24 protein-coding genes and 1 pseudogene are annotated in these 22525 nt (G+C 65.2%); 15 read left to right on the plus strand and 10 right to left on the minus strand.

Annotated elements, in window-relative coordinates; genetic code table 11:
• Window positions 1–33: 33 nt before the first annotated feature.
• The 7 genes and pseudogenes from ACFQBT_RS10820 to ACFQBT_RS10850 all read right to left on the minus strand — a co-directional run bounded on the left by ACFQBT_RS10820 (window position 34) and on the right by ACFQBT_RS10850 (window position 9770).
• The gene (locus tag ACFQBT_RS10820) at window positions 34–708 is read right to left on the minus strand and encodes a class E sortase (protein ID WP_291523302.1); all 675 of its coding nucleotides are present in this window, start codon (window positions 706–708) and stop codon (window positions 34–36) included.
• A complete protein-coding gene (locus ACFQBT_RS10825) occupies window positions 705–1364 on the minus strand; it encodes a hypothetical protein (protein ID WP_291523300.1) in 660 nt (219 codons plus the stop codon). The genes ACFQBT_RS10820 and ACFQBT_RS10825 overlap by 4 nt, the downstream gene beginning before the upstream one ends.
• Window positions 1364–3385 carry an ATP-binding protein gene (locus ACFQBT_RS10830; RefSeq protein ID WP_377822644.1) on the minus strand — a complete coding sequence of 674 codons (2022 nt, stop codon included), beginning with the start codon at window positions 3383–3385 and terminating at the stop codon, window positions 1364–1366. Before ACFQBT_RS10830 ends, ACFQBT_RS10825 begins: the two co-directional genes overlap by 1 nt.
• The gene (locus ACFQBT_RS10835; protein WP_291523297.1) at window positions 3382–4017 is read right to left on the minus strand and encodes a deoxynucleotide monophosphate kinase family protein; all 636 of its coding nucleotides are present in this window, start codon (window positions 4015–4017) and stop codon (window positions 3382–3384) included. Before ACFQBT_RS10835 ends, ACFQBT_RS10830 begins: the two co-directional genes overlap by 4 nt.
• 47 nt (window positions 4018–4064) lie before the next feature.
• Window positions 4065–7571, minus strand: a complete 3507-nt coding sequence (dnaE, locus tag ACFQBT_RS10840) for a DNA polymerase III subunit alpha (RefSeq protein WP_377825448.1) — start codon at window positions 7569–7571, stop codon at window positions 4065–4067.
• 189 nt (window positions 7572–7760) lie between these two features.
• A pseudogene (locus tag ACFQBT_RS10845) lies at window positions 7761–8912 on the minus strand (PHP domain-containing protein); the annotation flags it as partial.
• Between the two features lie 27 nt (window positions 8913–8939).
• The gene (locus tag ACFQBT_RS10850; protein WP_291523293.1) at window positions 8940–9770 is read right to left on the minus strand and encodes a hypothetical protein; all 831 of its coding nucleotides are present in this window, start codon (window positions 9768–9770) and stop codon (window positions 8940–8942) included.
• Between the two features lie 996 nt (window positions 9771–10766).
• Between ACFQBT_RS10850 and ACFQBT_RS10855 the strand changes: the two genes are divergently transcribed.
• The 4 genes from ACFQBT_RS10855 to ACFQBT_RS10870 all read left to right on the plus strand — a co-directional run bounded on the left by ACFQBT_RS10855 (window position 10767) and on the right by ACFQBT_RS10870 (window position 13901).
• A complete protein-coding gene (locus ACFQBT_RS10855) occupies window positions 10767–12200 on the plus strand; it encodes a DNA methyltransferase (RefSeq protein ID WP_377822646.1) in 1434 nt (477 codons plus the stop codon).
• A 32-nt stretch (window positions 12201–12232) separates the two neighbouring features.
• A complete protein-coding gene (locus ACFQBT_RS10860) occupies window positions 12233–12970 on the plus strand; it encodes an N-6 DNA methylase (protein WP_377822648.1) in 738 nt (245 codons plus the stop codon).
• Window positions 12963–13448, plus strand: coding sequence for a RusA family crossover junction endodeoxyribonuclease (locus tag ACFQBT_RS10865; protein WP_377822650.1), 486 nt, complete (start codon window positions 12963–12965; stop codon window positions 13446–13448). The genes ACFQBT_RS10860 and ACFQBT_RS10865 overlap by 8 nt, the downstream gene beginning before the upstream one ends.
• Before the next feature lie 120 nt (window positions 13449–13568).
• Window positions 13569–13901 carry a hypothetical protein gene (locus tag ACFQBT_RS10870; protein WP_109685007.1) on the plus strand — a complete coding sequence of 111 codons (333 nt, stop codon included), beginning with the start codon at window positions 13569–13571 and terminating at the stop codon, window positions 13899–13901.
• A gap of 4 nt (window positions 13902–13905) precedes the next feature.
• Here ACFQBT_RS10870 and ACFQBT_RS10875 read toward each other — a convergent pair whose 3' ends face one another.
• A complete protein-coding gene (locus tag ACFQBT_RS10875) occupies window positions 13906–14178 on the minus strand; it encodes a hypothetical protein (RefSeq protein WP_377822653.1) in 273 nt (90 codons plus the stop codon).
• A gap of 88 nt (window positions 14179–14266) precedes the next feature.
• Here ACFQBT_RS10875 and ACFQBT_RS10880 point away from each other — a divergent pair, with 88 nt between their 5' ends.
• Window positions 14267–14773: a class F sortase gene (locus ACFQBT_RS10880; protein WP_170119800.1), complete on the plus strand. Its 507-nt coding sequence runs from the start codon at window positions 14267–14269 to the stop codon at window positions 14771–14773.
• Here the strand turns inward: ACFQBT_RS10880 and ACFQBT_RS10885 are convergent.
• Complete coding sequence (locus ACFQBT_RS10885; protein WP_377822656.1) at window positions 14754–14957, minus strand: hypothetical protein; 204 nt, start codon at window positions 14955–14957, stop codon at window positions 14754–14756. The genes ACFQBT_RS10880 and ACFQBT_RS10885 overlap by 20 nt on opposite strands.
• A gap of 106 nt (window positions 14958–15063) precedes the next feature.
• On the opposite strand from ACFQBT_RS10885, the gene ACFQBT_RS10890 reads away from it, so the two are divergent.
• From ACFQBT_RS10890 to ACFQBT_RS10925, 9 genes are all read left to right on the plus strand, one after another.
• A complete protein-coding gene (locus ACFQBT_RS10890; protein WP_377822657.1) occupies window positions 15064–15291 on the plus strand; it encodes a hypothetical protein in 228 nt (75 codons plus the stop codon).
• Between the two features lie 21 nt (window positions 15292–15312).
• Complete coding sequence (locus tag ACFQBT_RS10895) at window positions 15313–16359, plus strand: RNA ligase (ATP) (protein WP_377822660.1); 1047 nt, start codon at window positions 15313–15315, stop codon at window positions 16357–16359.
• A gap of 5 nt (window positions 16360–16364) precedes the next feature.
• Complete coding sequence (locus tag ACFQBT_RS10900; RefSeq protein WP_377822662.1) at window positions 16365–17345, plus strand: ATP-grasp domain-containing protein; 981 nt, start codon at window positions 16365–16367, stop codon at window positions 17343–17345.
• The gene (locus ACFQBT_RS10905) at window positions 17342–17635 is read left to right on the plus strand and encodes a hypothetical protein (RefSeq protein WP_377822664.1); all 294 of its coding nucleotides are present in this window, start codon (window positions 17342–17344) and stop codon (window positions 17633–17635) included. The genes ACFQBT_RS10900 and ACFQBT_RS10905 overlap by 4 nt, the downstream gene beginning before the upstream one ends.
• Before the next feature lie 2 nt (window positions 17636–17637).
• Window positions 17638–17934 carry a hypothetical protein gene (locus tag ACFQBT_RS10910; protein WP_109685021.1) on the plus strand — a complete coding sequence of 99 codons (297 nt, stop codon included), beginning with the start codon at window positions 17638–17640 and terminating at the stop codon, window positions 17932–17934.
• A 629-nt stretch (window positions 17935–18563) separates the two neighbouring features.
• Window positions 18564–19013: a hypothetical protein gene (locus ACFQBT_RS10915; RefSeq protein WP_109685023.1), complete on the plus strand. Its 450-nt coding sequence runs from the start codon at window positions 18564–18566 to the stop codon at window positions 19011–19013.
• A 20-nt stretch (window positions 19014–19033) separates the two neighbouring features.
• On the plus strand, window positions 19034–20518 hold the full coding sequence (locus ACFQBT_RS10920; RefSeq protein WP_377822667.1) for an Eco57I restriction-modification methylase domain-containing protein: 1485 nt from the start codon (window positions 19034–19036) through the stop codon (window positions 20516–20518).
• The gene (locus ACFQBT_RS19930) at window positions 20416–20658 is read left to right on the plus strand and encodes a hypothetical protein (protein ID WP_465252289.1); all 243 of its coding nucleotides are present in this window, start codon (window positions 20416–20418) and stop codon (window positions 20656–20658) included. The genes ACFQBT_RS10920 and ACFQBT_RS19930 overlap by 103 nt, the downstream gene beginning before the upstream one ends.
• Window positions 20627–21553 carry a XamI family restriction endonuclease gene (locus tag ACFQBT_RS10925; RefSeq protein ID WP_109685025.1) on the plus strand — a complete coding sequence of 309 codons (927 nt, stop codon included), beginning with the start codon at window positions 20627–20629 and terminating at the stop codon, window positions 21551–21553. The genes ACFQBT_RS19930 and ACFQBT_RS10925 overlap by 32 nt, the downstream gene beginning before the upstream one ends.
• A 105-nt stretch (window positions 21554–21658) precedes the next feature.
• Here ACFQBT_RS10925 and ACFQBT_RS10930 read toward each other — a convergent pair whose 3' ends face one another.
• The gene (locus ACFQBT_RS10930) at window positions 21659–21976 is read right to left on the minus strand and encodes a hypothetical protein (RefSeq protein WP_109685027.1); all 318 of its coding nucleotides are present in this window, start codon (window positions 21974–21976) and stop codon (window positions 21659–21661) included.
• 111 nt (window positions 21977–22087) lie between these two features.
• On the opposite strand from ACFQBT_RS10930, the gene ACFQBT_RS10935 reads away from it, so the two are divergent.
• Window positions 22088–22417, plus strand: a complete 330-nt coding sequence (locus tag ACFQBT_RS10935; protein ID WP_377822670.1) for a hypothetical protein — start codon at window positions 22088–22090, stop codon at window positions 22415–22417.
• Window positions 22418–22525 lie beyond the last annotated feature (108 nt).

Genomic DNA, 22525 nt, shown 5'->3' on the forward strand with positions numbered 1-22525 from the left:
CGTCCACCCGTACGGTGCGACGAGGTTCCCGAATCACCCCGTCTTGGTGCGCGAACCGACCAGGACTGCGTGTACGACGTACCGTTCCCGTGCGCTGAACTCCGGGTGGCAACTAGACATCGTCAGCATCGCCACTGTTGGCTTAACACCGGGTTTGCCTGGTACCGGGTCGAATACGGCAACATCTGTCGGTTGGACGACCTCGTGACTGGTGACCTTGTAGATGTAGGTGTCCGTAGCGGTTTCAACCGTGATGAGGTCGCCTGCCTGAAGCGTTGCGATCAGGTTAAACGGCTTGTCGTGCGTGGTTCTATGCCCGGCGACAGCGAAGTTGCCGACCTGGCCGGGCATCGCCGACCCCGCCGCGTGGCCGATTCCGGCGGCCAACTCGTCCAGGTTCGCGCCTTGCACGATCGGCTGGATCCAGTCCGCCCCGAACCGCGGCACCCGCATGATCGCGAACGGGGTGCCGTAGGCGTCCGGCTGAGCCATGACGCGCGGGTCGTTGCCCGGCGCGGCAGTTCTGCCGGACTTCCACTGCTGCTGTAGGGCCCTTACTTCATCGGAATGCTCCTGTGCCGCAACCGCATTGCCGATCCACAACTGCCACACCAGGACGCCACCGCAGGTCAGACTGATCGCCAGCAAGGCTGCGCAGGCTGACCACAACCCAGCAGCCAGCGGGTTGCGCCGGAACCAGGCGATCACCGCCGGGCGCTTGCATCGAGGCCCGGAATCTTCCTGCGACCCAACAGGAACGGCACCAACCGGTACGTCCCGTCGGCGTCGCTGGCGACGTACGTGCGGCGTTGGACGTCGGTCAACTCGTGCATCTTGCTCCGATCGACACTGACGAGCGGCTCCCCCAAACAGTGCTCGGCGAACGGCTTCAACGACCAAGGCACCCCGAGTGCTTGCGCGAACGGCTTCGCCACATAGGCCAGGTCAGTGTGTCGATCGCGCCCGTCGATCAGCGCGCGGTAACCGCCATCGAACCCAGGGCACGGGTCGTACTTGGCCACGATGGCCGGATCCAGCACCAGGCGGTAGGGGACGTCGACGCCGTGCACCGCAGCCCTGGCCGCCAGGAACGGAAGGTCGAACACGGAGCCGTTCCAGGTCACCAGATGCTCGTGCTCGCCGAGCATCGAGATGAGCTCCATCGTGTCGGCCAGCACGCTGGCTTCGTCACCGGTGAACACTTCGTGAAAGTCCATGCCGCAGAACGCGACATCGGTGACAGGCGTGTGGCCAGGGTCTAGTCCGCGCGGTCCGAGCCCGGCAGCCTGCTCGGCTGCGGTCAGCGGGCTGGTGTCGGTTTCGATGTCGAGCGCGACGCAGGTCGGCTTGGCGGGTCGGGGCATTAGGCGGGGTCCTCCTGGTTGTCATGGTCGGCTTCGTGCTGGCGGAACTGGTCCAGCGCCCACAGCCCGTTGGCGAGTTCCACGAACTGCGCCGACCGCAAACCCCGGGCGGCATAGCTCCGCGGCAGGTGCGCGTAGCACTGCGGCACCTCGCCGCGCATGGTGGCTCCGGACTGCTGTTCCAGTGCCCAGCGCTGCAGCCGGGACAGTTGCGTCAGGTCGGGGGAATCCACCAGCGCGTCACGCACCACCGGGTCGAGCAGTTTGTCGTAGTCGCCGCGGTGTACCTGGCCGAACGCCTCGCCGATGGCGGTCTTGTCCAGGGAGGTCTGCGGGATCGTGGTGAACACGCTGTCGCGGACCAGGCCCAGGTCGAGCACCCGCACGTCGAGGGTCGACTTCTTGCCTTTGCCGAACCGGCCCGGTGACGCCTTCTTGGCCCCGTTGGCGACGATCGGGCACCCCAGATGGTCGGACGCCTCACGCAGCCAGGCGTTGTTGTACCGCGCAAAGCTTTCACCGACGACGTACAGCCGCCCGGACAGCGCGTTGACGCCCGCGGTGTCCAGATGCTGCGCATCTCCGCCGCCAGGCAACCAGGTTTGGAAAGTGACCGTCCGCTGACGGGTCGGGCGCACCACCTTCGCGCGGAACTCCTCAAACGTCCACGTCGCAATCTGGTCCTCGCCCGGGCCGTAGGGCAGGTATCCGATGTGACCGGAGGGCTGGTCCACCACGACGTACCGCTGCACGACACCCGCGCCGGCCGAGACCAGGCGGGCGTTGGTCCGCAGGTACTTCACCTGCTCGACGCTGCCGTCGGTGACAACGGCGACGGTGTTCGCGCCGGAGGTCAGATGCACCCGGACCTGATCGGAAACGTTGTCGTAGATCTTCGACTTGATCGCGCCCTGGTGATCGAGGTTGCTGCTGCGCAACGCGAACCCGGTGCCGCTGCCGGCACATCGTTCCACGGCCGTCCCGGCGAAGGCGGGGTCGGTCCGGTCCCAGGTCTTGATTCCCCGCCAGGTCACCTGCACCGGCGCGGCGTCGATCAGCGGCGCCGGGTTGTCCATCGTGTCCGCCAGGGCGTTGACCAACGTCCCGATGTCGCGGGTCGCTTCCAACAGAACCGCGTCGGTGTCGGCGTTGTCCCGGATGCTTTCTCGCGCTGGTGCCGGGCGGACCGCGCCCAGCGGCAACGTGATGACGAGCCCGGTCGGCATTGACTTCACCGGCACGCCGCAGTTGTGCAGCGACTCAGCCAGTGTGTGCCTCTGTCGACTGGTCAGCGGGTAGCGCACACCGCCCATCACCACCGCCGGAATCTGGTCTTTCACCAGCGTCACCGAGTCTGACAGGCGAAAGCCCGAGTCCAGCGTGCAGACGTTGAGCTGGCCGTCGAACTCCACCGAGCCGGTCGGCAACCACTTACTCACCGAATCGACCGCCTGGCTCAGTGCCAACGTGTTCAACTCCATCGGGACGCGCACGGTAACCCCGTTCGGCGCACCGGTCGGGGCGGCGTTGACCAGGATGCTCACCTGGCCGACACCTTCCGGCGACAACGACATCATCGCCACACTGCGCCGGCCATCTTTGACACCTTCCGCAGTGAACGTCGACGTCACCGCGTGCGCGGACTTCGCGCCCAGCCCGAAGCCGCCGATCTGCTCGGTCGCCTCTCGCTTGTCGGAGCCGCCGAAGCTACTGAACGTGCGGATCAAACCTTCGCGGTCCAGGCCCAGGCCGGTGTCGGCGACCACGAACACGCACCGGGACCGGCCGTCCGGGCCGTCCTCGGTGTCTTGCACCTGCACCCGCACTGGGCTGGCCTGCCCGGCGGAGGCGTGCGAATCGACTGCGTTGCAGATCAGTTCGCGGGTGACGGCAGTGACTGGGTCGCTGTAGAGGGCGTACAACGCCTCCATCAGCACCGGGGTCGCGGCGGCATCGAACGTGGCGGTCGTCGTGTCCGGCGTCGTGACGTCGAGGACCGGACTGCTGGTGAACGGATTCATGCCCCTACGGTGCGACGGACCGTCGCTGACGCCCCAGCCTGGACGGGGTGCTCCGCGCGTTGCCAACCCACCAGAGATCGGTCATCGAGCAACTCGACCAGGCGGCCAGCCAGGTCAGTGACGCTGCCGTCATTGACGAGCGTGGCCTCCACCATGTCCTCCGGTAGCGGTTGCTCGGTGACGTGCCGCACCGCGGGTCCCACCCCTGGGCGCGTCACGCGGATGACCACGCCGCCCAGGTCGTGCACTGCCTGCGCTTCGTTCGCCAATCGCACGTCGGAGACCACAATCCGCTCCCCGGGACCACGCGCGGCGAACCGCGTCCGTAAAGCATCCACCCACACCGATGGACACAGACGCTCCCGGCAACTCATGCCGAGAGCGATCAGCATCCGCCGCAGCTCCGGCGCATCCACAGGGTCGGCCTTGATACCTTCCCAGCCGACAGCGTCCACGCGCTGCGAGAGCCGAAAACCCGACGGCAGCAACGGGTTCAGGTCGTATGCGATGGCTCGCAACGGGTCCGCCAACGCGACCTGGGTGTAGCCGTAGGGTTTCAAGCAGGCGGCGGCCGTGTCTTTGCCTGAGCGGGCGAACCCGGACAGGCCGATCAATGAAGGGAAGTCGCTCACTCCTGCACGGTGCGACGCAGCGCGCAGCGGCGCTGCGTCGCAATCGGCTACACGCGGATCAGTCGCACCTCGTGCGCAACCTCGAACCCCTTGGTGGACAGGTCGATCGCTTCGCCGGGCTCCATATCGGTCCACAACCGACTGACCCGGGTCATTTCGTCACGGGTGACGACCCGGCCGAAGCGCAGACGCATCCGGCGGCGCAACGTCACGGTCGAGTCGACCATTTCGGCGTCAAGCTCCAACACTGTGTCTGCGGCGGTCATGGTGGCTGTGCCCGCGTTGCCTGCGATCGTCGGCCGTGGAGCCAGTTCGATCGGTCGGCGCAGCGACTGCCACGGTGGCAACTGATCCCGGGCGGGGTCATCGAAGTCGGCCAGCCAGAAGTTGGCGCCGACCATCTCCACCTGTGGGTCTTCGATGATCTCGTCGTCGGCTTCACCGTCGACCTCGTCGTTGTCGTCCTTGCGCATCGTGACGACTTTGACCCGTCCGCGCATGGCGATGATGTCGCCGGGCACCGGGTGCCGTCCACCACTAGCTGCGGTGGCGACCGCCAGCCGGTTCGGCCAGATCACACCAGTGATCGCGCCTGTCGAACCCTCCAGCGTGAAGTTGGCACGCATCCCGCCGTTTCGCGCGGGCCGCTCGACCCATTCGGACACGACCGCCTTCGTGACGACGTTGGCTGCCGGACGCAGGCCCTGTACGGGGACGCACGGACTCTGGTCGCCGGTCGGGTTCCATTCACGGACGTGCGTCTGCATGACGGTCAGCGGGTGTGTCCCGATGACGACCCCGAGCCGAGCTCGTTCCCGCTCCGCCCGCTCGGTCGTGGAAAACTCGATGTCGGGCACTGGCACATCGACGTCTTCGCCCGCTGCATCGGCACCGAAGGCGCGTACGACGGCCAACATGCCCATCCGTGGGTGACCCAAGCCGTCGAGCGCACCGGCGTCGATGAGCGCCTCGATCACGTTGATCGGAAGTTTCCGGCCGTCGGCGGCCTTTGCCCTGGCGACCACGTCAGCCAACGAGGTGAACGGACCGTCGGAGTCGCGGGCTGCCAGCAGCGCAGCGGCGTTGTCTTTGACGCCCACGATCTCCGACAGACCAATCCGGATGGTGCGTTCATCAATGGCAGCAGTGTCCAGCCCTCCATTCAGGAGGTCGGGACCAAGTACCGAGATACCGCTGTGACGGATCGAGTGAAGCACCGGCAATCGGTCGGAGTCCTTCTCGGTCACGGCCAACTGTGCGGCCGCGTAGTGCGCAGGCCAGTTGGCTTTCAGGAACGCCGTCTGATAGGCGATGTAGGCGTAAGGGGTGGAGTGGCTGGCGTTGAAGATATAGCTAGCCGATGCGGCGAACGTCGTCCACAGTGCGTCAAGCGTGTTGCGGGAGAACGGAATTGAAGCTTCGGTGTCGTTGTCCGGATCGTCCACAGTCGCCACTAGACCGCCCGACAGGAAGTCCTCTCGAAGCGCCCTCATCTCAGCTTCGACCTTCTTGGAGAACGCCTTGCGCAATCTGTTGCGTCGGCCCGGGCCGAACCCAGCCACGACACGCGACAGAGACATCAGGTGCTCCTGGACCACGATCAACCCCATCGACCCGTCCAGGACGCTCGCCAACGCGGCCTGCTCTGCTGGGTCGGAAGTCAGGTAGTCATAGGTGGCCGGTTCGTCACCGCGCTTGCGCGCCACGTACCGCTCGTGCATGCCTGCACCCATCGGGCCGGGACGGTACAACGCCACAGCATCGGAGAGTTCCGAAAGGCTCTGCGGCGCAATCCCCTTCACCAGCTTCGTCATACCTGAACTGGACACCTGGAACAGGCCGGCAGTGTCACCGGCGGCCAACAGATCCCAGGCGGCTTTGGCTCGGGGGTCGCTGGTGGCGTCCATCGGCAGGTGCCCGTAGCGGGTGTCGACAACCTCACCAGTTGCTGCCTGGATCATCTTCGTGCACCCGGCGATGACGTCGAGGTTTTTCAGTGCCAGTCGGTCGAACTTCACGAAGCCGACCGACTCCAGTTCGCCCGCCTCCCAGGTGGTCACCCACTGGCCGGTCTTGGAATCCACGCGCATCGGGATCAGGTCGTCCAGGGGCTCGTCACACAGCACGATGCCGCAGGCGTGGATACCGGGGCTGGCCTTCACGCCTTCCAGCGGCAGGCACTGCTGGATGACAGCAGCCGCCTTGGCGTCCGCTGCCACCAGGTCGCGCAGTGCGGCACCGTCGGCGTGGGTGGGGTCCATAAGGACAGCCAGGCCCTTGTTGATCTTCGGGATCGCCTCCGACAGCCGCTCCCCCAGGCTCGGGTCGCCGCCCAACCGGGTCATGTCGCGCACCAACGACTTGGCCTTCTTGGTGCCGTAGGTGCCGATCTGCGCAACGTGCCGCTCGCCCCAGACGTCCTGTAGATGCGCGACGACATCGCCGACCAGTCCCTGCGGGAAGTCCAGGTCGATGTCCGGCATACCCTTGCGGGTCACGTCGAGGAACCGCTCGAACAGCAAACCGTGCTCGATCGGGTCGACGTCAGTGATGGTCAGACAGAACGCCACCATCGACCCTGCGGCCGATCCGCGACCGGAGCCGAGGTTGTGGCCTTGCGAACGCACCCAGTGCGCCAACTCGGCAAGGATCAGAAAGTAGTCGGCGAACCCGAATCCGGAAATGACGCCGAGCTCGAAGTCGAGACGCTCAGATACCTCGGAGGGAATGGCTTTCCCGAAGCGCTGCTTGGCGCCGTCGAGCACGTACAGCCGCAGCAGCGTGTCCTGCGGACTGGGGTCGCCGCGACGTTCACTGGTCTGCTGGATCTTGGCCGGCACCGGGAACTTCGGAAGCCGCATCCGGTTGGTCGGCAGGAATGCCGACAGAGTGTCTTCGACCTGCTCGGCGATGGCCAGGGAGTTCGCAACGACGTCCTGGCCGCCGATCCGATCAGGGAACACCTGACGCATCTGAGCGCCGGTGCGCAGCCAGTAGCCGGATCCGGTGAACCGGAAACGGTCTGGGTCGTCGAACGGTTTGTTGACCCCGATAGCCAACAGCCGGTCGTGGTCGCCCTGCTGCTGCTCGTGGGTGAAGTGGGCGTCGTTGGTGGCGACCATGCGCAACCCGAAGTGGGCTGCGATCGCGGTCAGGTTGTCCATCACGGCTCGCTGGGCGGGAATGCCGTGGTCCATGACTTCCACGAACAACCGGCTCTTGTCGCCGCCGACGCACGCCAGCAGCCGTTCGGTCTCGGCGACGCCGCGGGCCAGTGCGTCGCCGGGGTTGTCCAGCATCGCGGCGATCACCGGGCCGCCCAAGCAGCCGGTGCCCAGAATCAGCCCGTCGCCGTGCTCGGTCAGCAGGTCGTAGTCCATCCGTGGCTGGTACCACACCGTTTTCGCGGCCTCGTTGGACACGCTCACCAGGTTCGTCCAGCCGATCCGGCTCGCAGCCAGCATCGTCAGGTGGTGGTACCGCCGGACCTTCGAGCCCTCGAAGCCGGACTCCGAGGTGGCGGTGTTCTGCTCGAACCTGGAGCCGATGGCCAAGTAGCCCTCGCAATTGTGGAGAACGAAATCTGAGACGTATGAGTTGTCTTCTTCGACCTCAAAGTTGAAGACATCGTCTTCGATACGGATCTCGTCTACCCGAGCCACCGGACGGTAGCTGAAGCTCTCGTCGTGCTTCCCGTACGCGAAGCTCCTTAGTGGGTTGTACGGAACTTGGTAGATGTCTTGGAATGGCGCTCGGGACTTGCGTCCGACGTGGGGGAAGAATCCCTCGTCCGCCAAGAGGGCGCGCAGACCCCACGCGAGGTGTGGAGAGGTAGTTCGGAGGTCGGCACGGTTCTTGGTGTTGCTTGGGATACCCAACGTTCGACCGTCTCCGTCAAGCAGCCCGCGTACGAAAGATCGTTTTACATCGAGCGGTGCCGTCATGATTCCAGCAGGTACCGTTTTAGATGAAGCTCCGCGCCCGACGGTGTCGGCGAGCAGGAGTGCTATTGGGAGGCAATTGAACTCGGCGTTGATCGTGCGTTCACGATAGCCACCCCGGGGACGGCTAATGAGTTGAGCACCGAACCGGTTTGCGACGCGACCAATCCGATCCACGATGAATTGTTCGCTGATGTGGTGCGTTGTCCCGATCCGCCCGTTTGGTTCACCTTGCCTGACGCCCAGGTGCCCCTCAGCGGCGTACACGCCCATGAGGTACGCCAGATCCGCGTCAATCTCAAGCATGCGAGGTACCGGCCACTCACAGGGAGCATGGTGACGCCGATACGACTTCATGGCGTTTGGTCGAAAGGACCAGCCGCCAGATGCGGGCAACACTGTCGCCATGTCGATGATGTACGGCTTCTGCTCCAGTTTTGGCAGGCAAACCCAGGAGTTCCATGCGGAGGCGCCTTCGCGTTTGCCGGGCCTGCCGGCAACAATCTCACCAGGCTTCGTCCAATCGAGTCGTCCGTCGCGCGTGCGGATAAGGATCGGATGCTCCTCGGTCAGCGTCAGCGTGCGGGAGTACCGCCCGGACAGGTGCATCCTGAAGCCGCCGCCTTCGTAGCGGCGCGTCATTGTCCGCACTACTGGACGGAAGCGTCCGCGGTGCGTGAGCACGAGGTCCCCTACCTCCACATCTTCCACCGCCTTCACCCCGGCCGACGTGTAGATCTCCTGACCTCGCAGGAGGCAGCCGCCTATTGCCTTTAGCCCGAACTCATCGGCCGCCCTGGCCAAGGCCATCGTGCCGCCGAGAGAACCGTGGTCGGTCACGGCGATCGCACGCTGACCGTCCGCGGCGGCCGCAGCAACCATCTCCCGTGCCCGTTGCAAGCCGTCCAAAGGCGAGTGCTCGGTGTGATTGTGGAGGTGTACGAAATCGGCCATGGGCTTACGGTGCGACGCCTGTCGTCGTTAGCTGGCGGCGAACTCGGACAGGCCGGTTTGGCGCCGGACCCGCTCGAACTGGGCCAGAAGGTCGTTCTCGATCGGCTCGCCAGCATCGACCATGTCGGCGAAGATCGCAGACAGCGCGAACACGGGTGACCCCGCATCGGACAGCCCGCCGGCGTAGGCGTCCAGACGTTCGCGGACCTGTTCGATGCGTGCGCCCAACGCCTCATCCCCGCACGTTGCCCAGACGCCAAGCGTCAGCATCATCCCCACCATTTCGGCTTGCTCGGCAGGCTCGACCCCATCGCCGGTCAGAGTCTCGTTGCACATCGCCAGCAACTGTCGGGCAGCCTTCGTGCGGGCAACGACCTCCAGCGGTTCCAGGCTGGAAATGGCGGCTTCGAGCGACCACTCGGGTGCGTCCTCGACGAAGATCAGTTCGTCCAGGTCGAACTCGTCCAGCCGCCGGTCGGGACCGCCGGCCAGCCAGGACGATAGGCGGTGGGCGTCGTCGGCGTTCGCCGGGTCGATCCCAAGATGCGTCAGGACGTCAAACCAAGACCCGGACACCTGGTCGTACAGGCCGGACTCTTGCAGTTCCAGACCGACGCGCAGCACCCAGCCGTTGTCTGGTTCGACGTCATCGCCGTTGGTCAGCGGACGCTTCAACCGTTCCGGCAACCAGGCCATTGGATGCCAGATGAGCTCAGGCGCGAAATCCCGAGGGCTCCATCCGGCCGGTGGCAACGGCAGCCCGATCAAGGGGCTCGCCATCAGGGACGGCGCCGGGACGCTGATGGCGCTGGCGAAGTCGTCGAAGGCGACGACGTAGTCGACGACGTTGCCGGGCAAGATCAACGATGTGCCCGGGCTGAGCCCAGGGCGCCTCTGGTGCATCGCAAGGGTGCCTTTCGGTGAGGGACGGGGACAGAAAGTCTGTTCACTCACCAACATGGGCCATCGTCTGCAGGCCAGGGTCGGGTTAACGCCTCGACGCCCAGCGCGCCGCGATCAACGGTTCCGGATCGTGGAAAATCGGAGGGGATACCCCTCGCGCGCACGCGCGCGTAGGGGTCTGCCCCTACCTGGTGGGGTGCGAAAACAGTGTCCTGGCTGCATCCGCCACCACTTGACCACAGGTGTGGTCAGGCAGTTCGAGGACGTTTGCGCAGGTCAGGTGGTGTTTGGGGGTCGTAAAACGGCAATCTGGCCACATGACCACGCCCGCAACAACCCTTATAGGGGATTTGGATATATATCTCCTCCGAAAGTAATGTAAGCGAATCCTCATAAGGGGGTATATGCGGTGTGGTCAAGTGGTCAGATCAGTAAAAAGTAGTAGTAAGTAGTAGTAGTAGAGGGCTCTGACCTGCGGTTTTGTGTTTCGAGGTTCCGGCGAAAACTGGCCACATGGTGTGGCCAGTTGCAGCCAGTTGCAGCCAGAAACGGCCAAGTTTCCCGGAATGCCGCGGTTTCTGCAGGTCCGGGTTGCGGTTTTGGCGACTCGGTGGGTAGGGTCAGACCCCTACGCGCGCGCGCGCGAGGGGTATCCCCTCCGATTCGGTCCAGGTCAGGGTCTCGTGATCGGCCGACAGCGACGTTTTCACCGAAAGATGCGTAGGGTCACACCCCTCGCGCGCGCGTACGTGTACGCGCGCGTGCGCACGCGCCTGACGGGTACGACCCCTTGGATTGAACTTTCAACTACGTAGTGTGCGTTGCCCGCCCGGAACCAGGTCAAAGGGTCATACCCCTCGCGCGCGCGTACGCGTGAGGGGTATGGGGCTTTCATCTTCGGGTCGAGTTTCGGCGGCCCTGGGGTTGCGTAGGTGGCCCATGTAGGTCTACGTGGGCTTGTTGATCTCCGGTGACGGCTTGGCGACGATGGATCGCTTGCGTCAGATCGGTGTACGCCCAGACCTGATCTACGCCGACCCACCGTTCGGCACCGGCCGCCATCAAGGCGACTATGCCGACCCCTCTGGGCAGGCGTGGCGCGACATGATCGACCGGCTCGTCACTGCCGCATTCGGACTCCTTCCCGAACATGGCAGCCTGTGGTTGCACTTGGGCGTCGGTGATGGAAACCGGTCGATGCTTCGGTACGCCGAACAGTCCGCCCTGGCCGCCTTCGGACCGTCAGCGCACCGGACCACCATCTGGTGGCAACGCACTGCGTCGGCACCCGTGGCCGGCACCGGCTTCCGCGAACAGCACGACCCCATCCTGGTACTGGCCAAGTCGCCCGCTTTTACTGTGCGTCGTCCGCCACGCACTGATGACGAAAACACCTGGTTCAAGTCCTGGGACGGCGATCTGGTCCCGTGGAGTTCCGGCGATCTGACCGGGCCACGCGGTGACCGGCACCCCGACCTGGTGTATGGGATCCAGTCGCCATTCACCGCAACCGTGCACTACCCGGGTCCGGGGCGGCACTGGGTCTACAACCGCACCGAGATGACGGCCCGGCTGGCCGCGTGGGGGTCCTACCTCCCGCAGCACCTGCCCGACGCCGAGACTCGCCGCCGCATCGTCGGCTCCGACGTCGGCGACAGCCCTGCACTGATGCTGACCGGCGGGCTGGCGCAGGCACAGCGCCAAGCCACTGCACGGATGGCCGCGGGCACCTGGCCGGAGGTATTTTTCGGGCGAACAGGGGCCGGCCGTCCGCGCCGCAAAGTTCCGTTGCCGGCCACGGGCGCCGCGCCCGCCAGCGTGTGGGACGCCCGTGTCGCCGGATCCGTCCGCGACGCACGCGACGAAGTCCAGCGCGCCACCGGCACTCGGTTCGCCACTCCGAAACCGGAGGCGCTTCTGACCAGGATCATCCAGATCGCCACCGACCCCGACCACCTGGTGTTCGACCCGTTCGCCGGGTCCGGCGTCACCGCAGCCGTCGCGCACAAGCTGCGCCGGTCCTGGATCACCTGCGAGTCATGGCAATCCACGCTAGAGCAGGTAACACTTCCCCGATTGCGCTTCGCCTGCGCCGGCAACGCCCCGCACACCACGACGGAATTGGTCGAGCCGCTGCCCCACAAGATGCTGTGCGAAGCACCGAAGCAGGCCGCCGCGACGTTGGCAGCATTGAGTGACCGACTCGACGTCGATCCGGCCACCATCCGGCGAATCCGTGCCCGGCTGGCTGTCATAGCCAAAACACGGCAGGTCGAGCATCGTGCCCCGAACGAGGACGTCATCGTCGCGGGACTCGACGATCTGCAGGTACAGATTCTTGCCCGGTATACCCGCACAGGGTTGCCGTTAACGACTACGCCCTGACTGGTTATCGCGATGCGTCGCACCGTCCGAGCGTGAAGCAAAGCGAGAAGTCCGCACCGGTGCTCTCCCCGGAGCAGCTTGCGGGACGACTGACTACGGCCACAGCCATGGTTGGTGGGCACCGGGAAGCGGTGAGGATTCAGTTGACTGCGGTCGCTACAGGCGTTCTGTTCTTCGGCACCGGTCCGGACTTGGTGCAGCCCATGATGGAGTCCTTCGCCTCAGCGCCGGACACCGTCGCGTTGGACGAACTCTGGACGGTGGCCGCATCATCGGTGCCGTTCCTTCGCCAGCACCTGCCGCACCTGACTGGCTGGGCGGGTCGCCCCGACGCCCAGGCGGTGAAGGTCTCTCGGGCATGTTTCACCGACCTGGCCCAGATCGACTTGATCGGCTCCGCAGCGGCCGAGAACGTCGGCGGTGAACTCCTCGGCCCCGTCTACAGCAACCTGCGTTCGTTGGACTCCCAGCGCGTCAGTGGCGCGTTCTACACCCCGATGAATCTGGCTCGGTTGCTCGCCGAAATGAACCCATTGGTCGAGGGCGAGACCTTCGCTGACCCGACCTGCGGCGCCGGGGTGTTGCCGGTGGCTGCAGCGATCGCAATGCGCCGCCGCGGGCTGGACCCGGCCACAGTCACCTGGGTGTTGAACGACATCGACCCGGTCGCCGTGACCTTGGCGGGCATAAACGCCGTGGTGCACAGTCTCGGCCCACGGGTTGTCCTCACTTGCGGTGACGGCCTGCGGCTAGGGGCCGCCGATGGCTGATCTGGCGTTCCGAGCAATCGGGCACCCGCGACCGCAGGGTTCCAAACGACACGTTGGCAAAGGGATCCTGGTGGAGTCGTCCGACGTCAAAACGTGGCGCAGCACTGTCGTTGACGCCGCCGTCGAAGCACTGGCCGGGGCGGAGCCGTTCACCGGCGCCGTCATCGTCACGGCGAGGTTCAGCTTCTGCCGGCCAAAATCGCACTACGGGACAGGCCGCAACCAGAATCGTTTGAGACCGTCCGCGCCTGACTACTGCACCAGTCGTGCTCTCGGCGACGCCGACAAGCTCGGGCGAGCCGTTCTCGACGCTCTGACCGCTGCCAGGGTGTACGTCGATGACTCTCAGGTCGTCCGTGTGATCGCTGAAAAAGGCTGGTGCGACCGCTCGGTCAGGGAAGGCGCATCCATCACCGTCACCCCGCTGGAAGCGGCCGACCAGCGCAACATTCCGATACAGGTTGATGGCGCGGCTTGAAACGCAGTGGCGCAAAACTGCGACGCCCGCCAACCAAACCGGCATGACCCATGGTTCGCCCCACCGCTTAATGCGGCCACCTGCCGGAATCCCACCCATGCCCTGGGCTGGTGAGCCGCGATGAACAAAGTTGATGCCACTGGCGCGATCCACGCCGCCGACGGGCGGTTCGCTGGCCACGTTGCTGGCGAGGCGGACGATATTTGCCTGGTCGACGTTCCTGAAATCGACGCAGCGACAGCGGAGGTCGAACGTTGCGCTCTTGATGCGGCCGGTGACCTGAACGTTGACTTGAACGCCGCCCGTGACGACGCGATCAAGCGACTCACCGACGCCGGCCTGGCACCTGACCAAGCACTCGACACCTGGGACGGCGCGCTACGCAACGCGTTCCGCGCCTTGGTGCCCAACGAACGTACCTCCGAGTCCGAAAGTATGAAGGTCTCCCGATGAAGCGCTACCAGTCCATTCTGGGCGGTGCAGTAGGAGTGTGTTCGGTCGCGGCACTGTCCGCCTGCGGACCCACCAGCAACATCAGCTCGCGGCCGGTCGTCACCACCGCGTCGCACAGCACCTCCTCGCCTGTGGTGGTTTCGAGCTCGGCCCGCACGACTGCCGGGGACACGACCCCAATGACTGCCGACCCAACGAGCTCAGCGACCACGGTCACGCGCGTCCTGACACCGACACCCAGGTTGACATCGCAGGCCGAGCCGAGCGAGGTGTCCACTCCTGTGCCCAGCAGCGTGAAAGAACCCCCGGTTCCGAGCAATCCCACTGGGGCAGCGACTCAGGCGCCCACCGCGGAGACATCGGTCGTGGCTATCGGTAGCGCCCCAGCCGGGAGCAGCGGCGGCTTCGCCGTCATGAACGTCACCTCCGAACTGCCCAGGCTCGGTGCCAACCGGCTCTACGTGCCGAAGTTGGGGATCAACACGTCGATTGTCGCGGCACCGGTCAAGGCTGGAGCACTGGTCGTCCCCGGCGCGACGAAGGTGGGTCGGTGGACCGGCTCGGTTGGTTATGGCGCAAAGACCGGACGGGCTGTCATCGCGGGACACACCCTGTCTTACGGCCGGTACAAGGGCGCGTTGGCCCCGATTGCTCGTGCGACCAAGGGCACGGTCATCTACGTCAGCGATTCTGCCGGAAGGGTCTACCGCTTCCTTGTGACCGTTCGCGCCGAGATGACGAAGTCTGCTCTACCGGCGGACGTGTTCTATGGCCGCGACTCGATGAAGTTGGAACTGGTCACCTGCGGCGGAGTCATCCTGCGAGGCGGGCACCACAAAGACAACGTGGTGGTCACGGCTGTGCGGTTCTAAGCATCCTCCACATGTCCAGGTCTGCTTGGATCGCGGCGATCCGGGCCGACAGGTGGCCCCGGTAGTCGTTATCCAAGTCAGACCCTGCGTTGTCGAGGCGGCGTAGGTCACTTTGGGCAATGTCTAGTTCCGCGGTCAAAGCAGCGATGCGGACCTGCGCGACATCCAGGCTCACCGTTGTCATACCTGGACGGTGCGACGCGTCGCACCGTCCAGGTATGAACGCAACCCGGCACACGGCACGTAAGGCCCACCGCAGCACCGGTTTACGCCCAGTTCCCGGTGGTGGCGTGAAATGGTTCGTTCCGGGTCGGCGAAGTGCTGTTGCCGAGACCACCACCGCCACGTCGGACCTGGTTGTCGGCCTGGTGTACGCCGGCGCGAGTAGTTTCCGAATGGTCGCTGAGGCAGTGCACTTCGACAACGACGCCATCGAGTTGTGCGCCGTCATGGCTCGCCACGGCGCGATCGACGCACCGCTGGAGGTGGACGGGCATCATGTCTGTTTCGCCGAGTGACGAGCGTCGCACCGTCAACTCGTGAACGACTCCCGCGCACTTGCCACAGTTGCCGTCATCGGTGACCTGCAGCCCATTCCCGGCGCCGATCAGATCGAACGAGCGACCGTCCGTGGATGGCACGTCGTTGTCCGTAAGGGCCAGTTCGCCGCCGGACAGCGGGTCATCTACATCGAGGTCGATGCGCTGCTGCCGATCAGCGACCCGCGTTTCGCGTTCCTGGCTGCGCGCGGAACGAAAACCGTTGCACTGCGGGATGGTTCGGGCCTGGAAGGGCATGTACTGCGCACGGTGAAACTACGAGGCCAGGTATCGCAGGGTCTTGTGCTGTCGGAGCACGAGGCCGGAATCAACCTGGACGAGTCCCCTGTCGGTTCTGATCTGACCGACTCGCTCGGCATCGTCAAGTACGAGCCGCCGATTCCGGCCCATCTGGCAGGTCAAGTGGTCGGACCATTCCCGGCGCAATTCGCCCCGAGAACTGATGCTGAGCGCGTACAGAACCTGCACGCTCACTGGGCTGTGTTGACTGCGCATCCGGCGGGCTGGATCGCGACCGAGAAGGTCGACGGTAGTTCCGTGACAATCGTTCGCGACCCGGCAGACGGTCGCATTCGTTACTGCTCGCGCAACCTCGAACTGCGTCCGACGCCGGAGTTGTCCAGCCAGATCGTGGACGAGCGGATCGGCCTGAGTGCGGCGCTCGAACCGGGCATGGTGGTGCAGGCGGAGATCGCCGGGCCCGGGATCCAAGGCAACCCGTTACAGCTGCCCGACCTACGGCTGTTCGTCTTCAACGTTCTGGACGCTCATCGCCGGTTCCTGCCCCGGTCGGCGTGGCCGCAAGTGGCGCTCAATCACGCTGCGCCGCTACTGGACCTACCGTTCCCGGCCGGCACCGAAGAAGCGGTGGCCCAGGTGGACGGGTTGCGGTCGGTTGTCGGCCGCGACCGTGCTGCCGAGGGAGTCGTATGGCACACCGCCGACGGCCATGGCCTGACGGTGCTAGATGGACGGGACTACTGGAAGGCGATCAACAACCGCTACCTGCTGAAGCATGGCGGGTAGCCGAAATGGCAAAAGACACGAGGACATTGCACGTCGTCACGCACCAACGCTGGATCGCGGACGACTTCGCTGCCGCGCCCCCGGACGGCTGGCAGGTGCGCCACAGCAACGGGCTCGACGTCCCAGCCGTGGGTCCGGGTGACGCTTTGTGGGCTCCCATGGCCTGGGTTGCGCGAGCTTACCGGTCCGGGATGAGCCACCCGCTGGCTGCGCCGACTCCCCTCCTGGCCGACCTGATCGCCCCGCACCACCTCAAACGGCCTCTCGTGACGATGACTCTGCGTGAGACGGAACGGATGACCGCGAAGCGGCCAGTGTTCGCCAAGCTGGCGATGATGAAACACGAGGGTCTACCGGCTCAGTGGTACGCCGATGTCGGTGAGTTTCGCTGCGCTGCAGAGAAACTTGGCGCTTCGGAGTCAACGATGGTGTCGTTGTGCTGGGATCGGATGCTCTGGTTGGCGGAGTACCGGCTATTCGTAGCAGGCGGACACGCAGTTGGCGCGAGTCGGTACCTAGTGCGCGACTCGGCGACCGGCGAACCGATGTTGTGGTCCGAGGAGCTCGACCAGGTCCCGGCGCCACAGGGCGAGCTCGCCGAAGCCATCGACTTCGGCGAACAGGTACTGGTCGGCCCTGTGGAGCGCCCCTCGCTGAACGCATGCACGTTGGACGTCGGCTGGTCGCCCGACACTGGCTGGTCCGTGATCGAGGTGAACCCGGCATGGTGTTCGGCGGTCTACGGCACCCCGATCGACGCCGCCTGGCGCTCCGTGCTCGACGCGAACTCGCCCGCGCCACAGAGTCTGTGGACACCTGATCCGTGGCTGCGAAAGATCGCAGGACGACAGACTCCGTTGTCGATCAGGACAGACGAGCCAGTCGCATGCGAGGCCACTCCTGCCAGGGGAGCCAGCCCCGATGAACGTAGAGCAGTGCTTGCATACGCAGGTCCGAGACTGACCCGTCGCACCGTCAACAAATGACAACGACTCTGACGGCGAGCCAGCTTGGACGCCAGCACCACGGGCGAATCATCCGGATCCCGCACGGCAGTTGGACCGGGCACCGCGACATCGTCCTCATTGGGATCCGGCGCTGGGAGTTCGAGGGCGTCCAGCGGACGGAACTTCTGGCTCTCGACGGCACTGGCCGCTGGGCTGGTGTCGCCCACAGCGTGGCCGCCGATGCGATGCTGACGATCCTGGAGGAGTCGCCGCGGACACGGCGCCGGCCGAGACTTGTTGAGCGCAACTACCGGTCTGCGAGCCACTAGCCATGACCGGCAACGCCTTCCGCGAAGGCAAGGTCCACGTCGTCGCCGACAGGTGCGGTACGTGCATCTTCCGGCCGGGCGACCCGATGCGCTTGGCACCTGGCCGGGTCAAGGACATGGTAAACGCCGCGGTGTCGCAGGACTCCGCGATCATCTGCCACAGCTCCTTAGGTGGCCAGAACGCCGTCTGCCGTGGATTCTTCGACCGTTACGACACGACCCCGCTGCGGCTGGCTCGTGCCCTGCGCCTGGTGGAGTTCGACCAGCCTGCCAGCCTGGGCGGTCCCGTCGCACCATGAACCTGGCTGGGCGGCGTCAAGCCGGAGGTTTGGAAGGTTGTCGCCGGCAAGGACGACTGGGGCGCAAGCCTTTCTACGCCCTGTAGCGGCGTACCTGCGCCGCCCAGCCCGCCCGTCGCACCGTGAAGGTATGACCTATTCCGATCACCCGCTGCACATTGTCGGAAGCCCGCGGGCCGCTGCGCTATGTGGACGGCATGATGTGCGGGTGACGGATGCGGTGTTGTCGCCGGACGGTCGATACCGGTACCTGCTGACTCGCCGCTGGGCGGACGGGCCAGTCGCGACGTCAAGGGCTTGGTCGGTGACGCGGCGCACCGGCAGTTCCGCGACGCCTTCATCCACCGCTTCGAGAACGACCCGGCCACCGGCGCGCAGTCGCTAGTGCTCGGCCTGGTCCGTCGCGTGGCTGGCGGCCCCGAGTGCGCTCCCTGGGTCTCCCGACGCGCCACCGCGACAGGCCGACAGGCCATGTTGGTGTTCGTCGCCCGCGGGTTCGCTGCTTCTGGTGTTCCTGCTCACGGGCCCCTCGGTGGCGAGGTTGCCTCATCAGTGGTGGTGCGGCCTGCCGAGGGCAGTGCTTGCCGAACTCATCAGCTTTCGCGAATCGCCCGTCGCACCGTGAAGGCATGACCACCACTACCCGGCTGCAGCAACACCGCGACCAGATCAGCGTACAGTGTTCGCACCTTGAAGGACTCCCGCCGCACCGGAACTCCGTGCTGTTGGCTCGCGAATGCCTTGGTCGTACGGCCGAGATGACGCCGGACCGGCTGGCTCCGCTATTGGCGGCCCCAGATTGCATTCGGCTCGATTGGTTCGACACGCTGGAAGGATGCGGGCACACCCCGACCGAGGCCATTAGTGTCGGACCTGTGCCTGGCGCCCCGACCCTTGCTGTTGCCGTGGCGGGACACCGTCGTGCGCTCGCATGCGTGTTGTCCCCGGGCATGGTTGGCCTTGCTGGGCCGCACGTCGCCCCCATGTTTGACCACCCCCTCGCGCTCTTCGGAGGCACGATCGCCGACAACCGTGAAGGCTACTTGCAGCGCGCCCGCACGGGGCGGGCGGCGTCGTGACAAGAGGGAAGCTGTCGGTGGTGGATGACAAGGTGCCCGCCATGACCATCCGCAGCCTGGAGGAACTCGTGGCGTGCGCGGTGGCACTCGGGGCGGAGAACGTGGACGGCCTGAGCGTCGCTGAGAAGGAACTGATCATGCAGACGCATGTAGGCCGCCGCGATGTCGCCGCCCTACGAGAGCAGATCGCCACCGGGATTGACCCATTGGGTGATGCGTTCTGTGCGCTCCGAAGCGCGGAGGAACGTCGACCCCAGGGGCAGACCTACACGCCTGCCCTCATCGTGGACTCGATGATCAACTGGGCGAAGGCTCAGGGCGAACCGGCGCGGGTCGTCGATCCCGGTGTGGGGTCAGGTCGTTACCTGCTCAAGGCAGCGGTCGCGTTCCCCGATGCTGTGCTCATCGGCGCTGATCTGGACCCCATCGCCGCGCTCATGGCAAGGGCCAACCTCAACGCTGCTGGTCATGCCGATCGCGCGCGAGTCGAACTGGTGGACTACCGCGCCCTCATGGTGGAAGGGATCGAGGGCCGAACGTTGTACGTCGGCAACCCACCCTACGTTCGGCACCACGGGATCACACAAGACTGGAAGCAGTGGCTTTCGGCGACGGCGGCGCTTCACGGGTACAAGGCGTCGCAGCTCGCAGGGCTGCACGTCCACTTTTTCCTTGCCACTCTACAGCACGCGACGACGAACGACTTCGGTGCTTTCGTCACCTCTTCGGAGTGGCTGGACGTCAACTACGGCGCGCTCGTTCGGCAGATGCTCCTCGGCAAGCTAGGCGGCGACTCCGTCCACGTAGTTGACCCTGCTGCCATGCCTTTCGACGCCAATACGACGGCAGCCATCACCTGCTTCAACGTCGGGCGACAAGTCGAGTCGATCACACTTCAGTCAGTAAACACGCTGCCCGAACTGGGGGCACTGTCCAACGGCCACGCGGTGGCCAAGGAACGGCTCATCGAGGCACCCCGTTGGATGCCGCTTCTTCGCGTGACCCCCAAACTTCCAGAGGGCTACGTCGAACTCGGCGAGCTCGCGCGTGTTCACCGGGGCACCGTGACCGGCGCCAACGCTGTTTGGGTGACGCACAGAGACACAACCAAGTTGCCCGAGTCCCTGTTGCAGCCGTCGGTAACGAAGGCCCGTGAGCTTTTCGCGGCAGGCAGTGTTCTCCAGGACACATCCACCCTTCGGGTCGTCATCGACCTTCCGACGGAACTGGACGAGCTTGACCCGGATGAGCGGCGGAAGGTGGACGCCTTTCTCCGCCGACCGGAGGTGAAGGTCGCGAAACAGGGCTTCGTGGCCTCTAACCGCAAGGCGTGGTGGAGTGTCGGACTTCGCAGCCCTGCGCCGATCCTCGCTACCTACATGGCTCGCCGCCCCCCGCCTTCGTGCGAAACGCGGCAGATGCGCGGCACATCAACATCGCACATGGGCTCTATCCACGCGAGGCGATGTCGGTGCACGCTCTCGCAAAGCTCACTGAGCATCTGAGAGTGTCAGTTACCCTCGGGCAGGGTCGGACGTACGCAGGTGGTCTGACCAAGTTCGAACCGAGGGAGATGGAACGGCTCCCTGTGCCAACGATGGAGCTGCTGAACGATGACGGCTACACCCCCAAGGTGGGACAATGAGCAGCTGACGTCGGACCGTCTGACCGCGACCACTCAGTTCCGTGAGGAGCGCACGACCGAGCCGCTCGACCACTACCTCGAGTTCTATGAAGACGCCTACTCCGTATTCGCCGACGTGATGGAGGCGAGCGACGACCTCCGCAAGCTTCGTGAAACGGCTGCCGACCTGCTTTTGAACAAGTCGCGCCAGCACCTTTGCCGTTACGTCGCTTCGCCTCCGCTGAGCGAGGACGATCTGAAGACTCTGGGGGACTGCTCCCTTGCCATCGGAGCGCTCAAGGCGAACCCCGACAACATCGACATCCTGATGGAGTACATCCTCATGGGCCTCGATCGCGAGCGGTTCCCCTGGGTGGGCGAAGACCGGGAGCCCTCGGAGTCCGAGCGACAGGCAGCCATCGTGTCAACTGCCGCCATGTTCGCAATGCGCAAGATGGAGACCTTCCGGCGCGGCAGAGGCAAGGCTTTCGAGAAGGCACTGAAGGTCTACCTCGCCGAGGAATGCGGCCTGACAGAGGTGAAGGCAACCGTCATCTCCAACGCCTCTCAAGGGCCGCAGATTGGGGAGTTCTCGGGCGAATCCTCGGTAGTCGGCGGGAAGGCTGACATCGTGGTGCGCCTGTTCGACGGGCGCTTGCTCCCCATCGAGTGCAAAGTCAGCAACTCGGAGACCAACTCCTACAAGCGCTTGATTCATGACTGTGGTGAAAAGGCGCAGGCATGGGTAGCAGACCTCGGAGTAGCGAACTGCCTGCCCGTCGCGGCGCTATCGGGCTGCTATTCACTCGGCAACCTCAACAAAGCTCAGAACATGGGCTTGACGCTCATCTGGTCGCACGATTTCGAGCCTCTGGGCACGTTCATCGAGAGCACCCTAGCCGAGCCCAGCGCTTGACCCCTGCCGATTTCGCGCCTCACTGGCCTCTCGGCCCGTCGGCGACCAGGGGCTCTTGACAGCAAAGCGCCCGCTGCAGCCCTCGGCGGCACCGGCGCACAGTCGCTAGTGCTCGGCCTGGTCCGTCGCGTCGTCGACGACACGCTGCGCGGCGGCCCGCAGGTCGATCTTTTGGTTGCGGGCGCTGAGCCGGTGACCAGCTAACCACGCCGGATCCTGCCGGCGGTCTGGCACCAGACCGAAAGCCATCGCCACCGGGTCGTCTTCAAGCGGCGCACCCTTGGCGCCCATGGCGCGCAGGATCATCCCCCACTCCTCCCGTTCCTCATCGCTCCACCCAACCGCGTCGAGCCGACCCTCCAACTGGCGCAAGCGCTCAGCGCGCCAGCACTCGATGATCTGGGCCTGTGTCCATCCAGCCATGACGATCTTCCCCGTTCCGCGTCGCGGATCGACGCCTTCACCAGGTAGTCGAGACAGCGCCCCGCAGAGTTAGCCGAAGCCAGCAGGCGCCTGACGTCGCACCGTCAAGGCATGGACCGCAACGATCCAGCCCGGCACGTCGCCGGCACATCGACCAACACCGCGTTCGCGCAGCTACTCGGATACCGCCAAACCGGCGGCATCGTCCTGTTCTCCCCTGGCGAGCAGGGCTACACATGCCCGGTCCACGCGCACCCGAGCGGCGACCGCTTCGACGGCTTGAAGTGGAGCGAATACAACGCCTGCGTGTGGTGCCCGGTATGCGACCGCGACTACCCGTCGGCTCTGTGCACCGGCCTCACCTGCGACGACCCGGCCGCGCTGGAACGCGCGATCGAGGTCTTCATTTCAACGGTGCGGGACGCCCTTAGGCGTCCGTAGCCGAACAGTCACCGCAGCCAACCGAACGGAAGAACCATGTCTGACAATCAGTTCCCAATGCCCCAGTACGGCGACGCGAAGCCGCTCGGCAAGGCGACCGTGAAAGCT

It is taken from the genome of Branchiibius cervicis (assembly GCF_042661605.1).
GTDB lineage: Bacteria > Actinomycetota > Actinomycetes > Actinomycetales > Dermatophilaceae > Branchiibius > Branchiibius cervicis.

Excerpts from the sequence above, each read along its gene's own strand:
- ACFQBT_RS10825 (WP_291523300.1), bottom strand. The coding sequence starts at position 1,364 with ATGCCCCGACCCGCCAAGCCGACCTGCGTCGCGCTCGACATCGAAACC.
- ACFQBT_RS10830 (WP_377822644.1), bottom strand. The coding sequence starts at position 3,385 with ATGAATCCGTTCACCAGCAGTCCGGTCCTCGACGTCACGACGCCGGAC.
- ACFQBT_RS10865 (WP_377822650.1), top strand. The coding sequence starts at position 12,963 with ATGGCTGATCTGGCGTTCCGAGCAATCGGGCACCCGCGACCGCAGGGT.
- ACFQBT_RS10870 (WP_109685007.1), top strand. The coding sequence starts at position 13,569 with ATGAACAAAGTTGATGCCACTGGCGCGATCCACGCCGCCGACGGGCGG.
- ACFQBT_RS10885 (WP_377822656.1), bottom strand. The coding sequence starts at position 14,957 with ATGACAACGGTGAGCCTGGATGTCGCGCAGGTCCGCATCGCTGCTTTG.
- ACFQBT_RS10900 (WP_377822662.1), top strand. The coding sequence starts at position 16,365 with ATGGCAAAAGACACGAGGACATTGCACGTCGTCACGCACCAACGCTGG.
- ACFQBT_RS10905 (WP_377822664.1), top strand. The coding sequence starts at position 17,342 with ATGACAACGACTCTGACGGCGAGCCAGCTTGGACGCCAGCACCACGGG.
- ACFQBT_RS10910 (WP_109685021.1), top strand. The coding sequence starts at position 17,638 with ATGACCGGCAACGCCTTCCGCGAAGGCAAGGTCCACGTCGTCGCCGAC.
- ACFQBT_RS10915 (WP_109685023.1), top strand. The coding sequence starts at position 18,564 with ATGACCACCACTACCCGGCTGCAGCAACACCGCGACCAGATCAGCGTA.
- ACFQBT_RS10925 (WP_109685025.1), top strand. The coding sequence starts at position 20,627 with ATGACGGCTACACCCCCAAGGTGGGACAATGAGCAGCTGACGTCGGAC.
- ACFQBT_RS10930 (WP_109685027.1), bottom strand. The coding sequence starts at position 21,976 with ATGGCTGGATGGACACAGGCCCAGATCATCGAGTGCTGGCGCGCTGAG.
- ACFQBT_RS10935 (WP_377822670.1), top strand. The coding sequence starts at position 22,088 with ATGGACCGCAACGATCCAGCCCGGCACGTCGCCGGCACATCGACCAAC.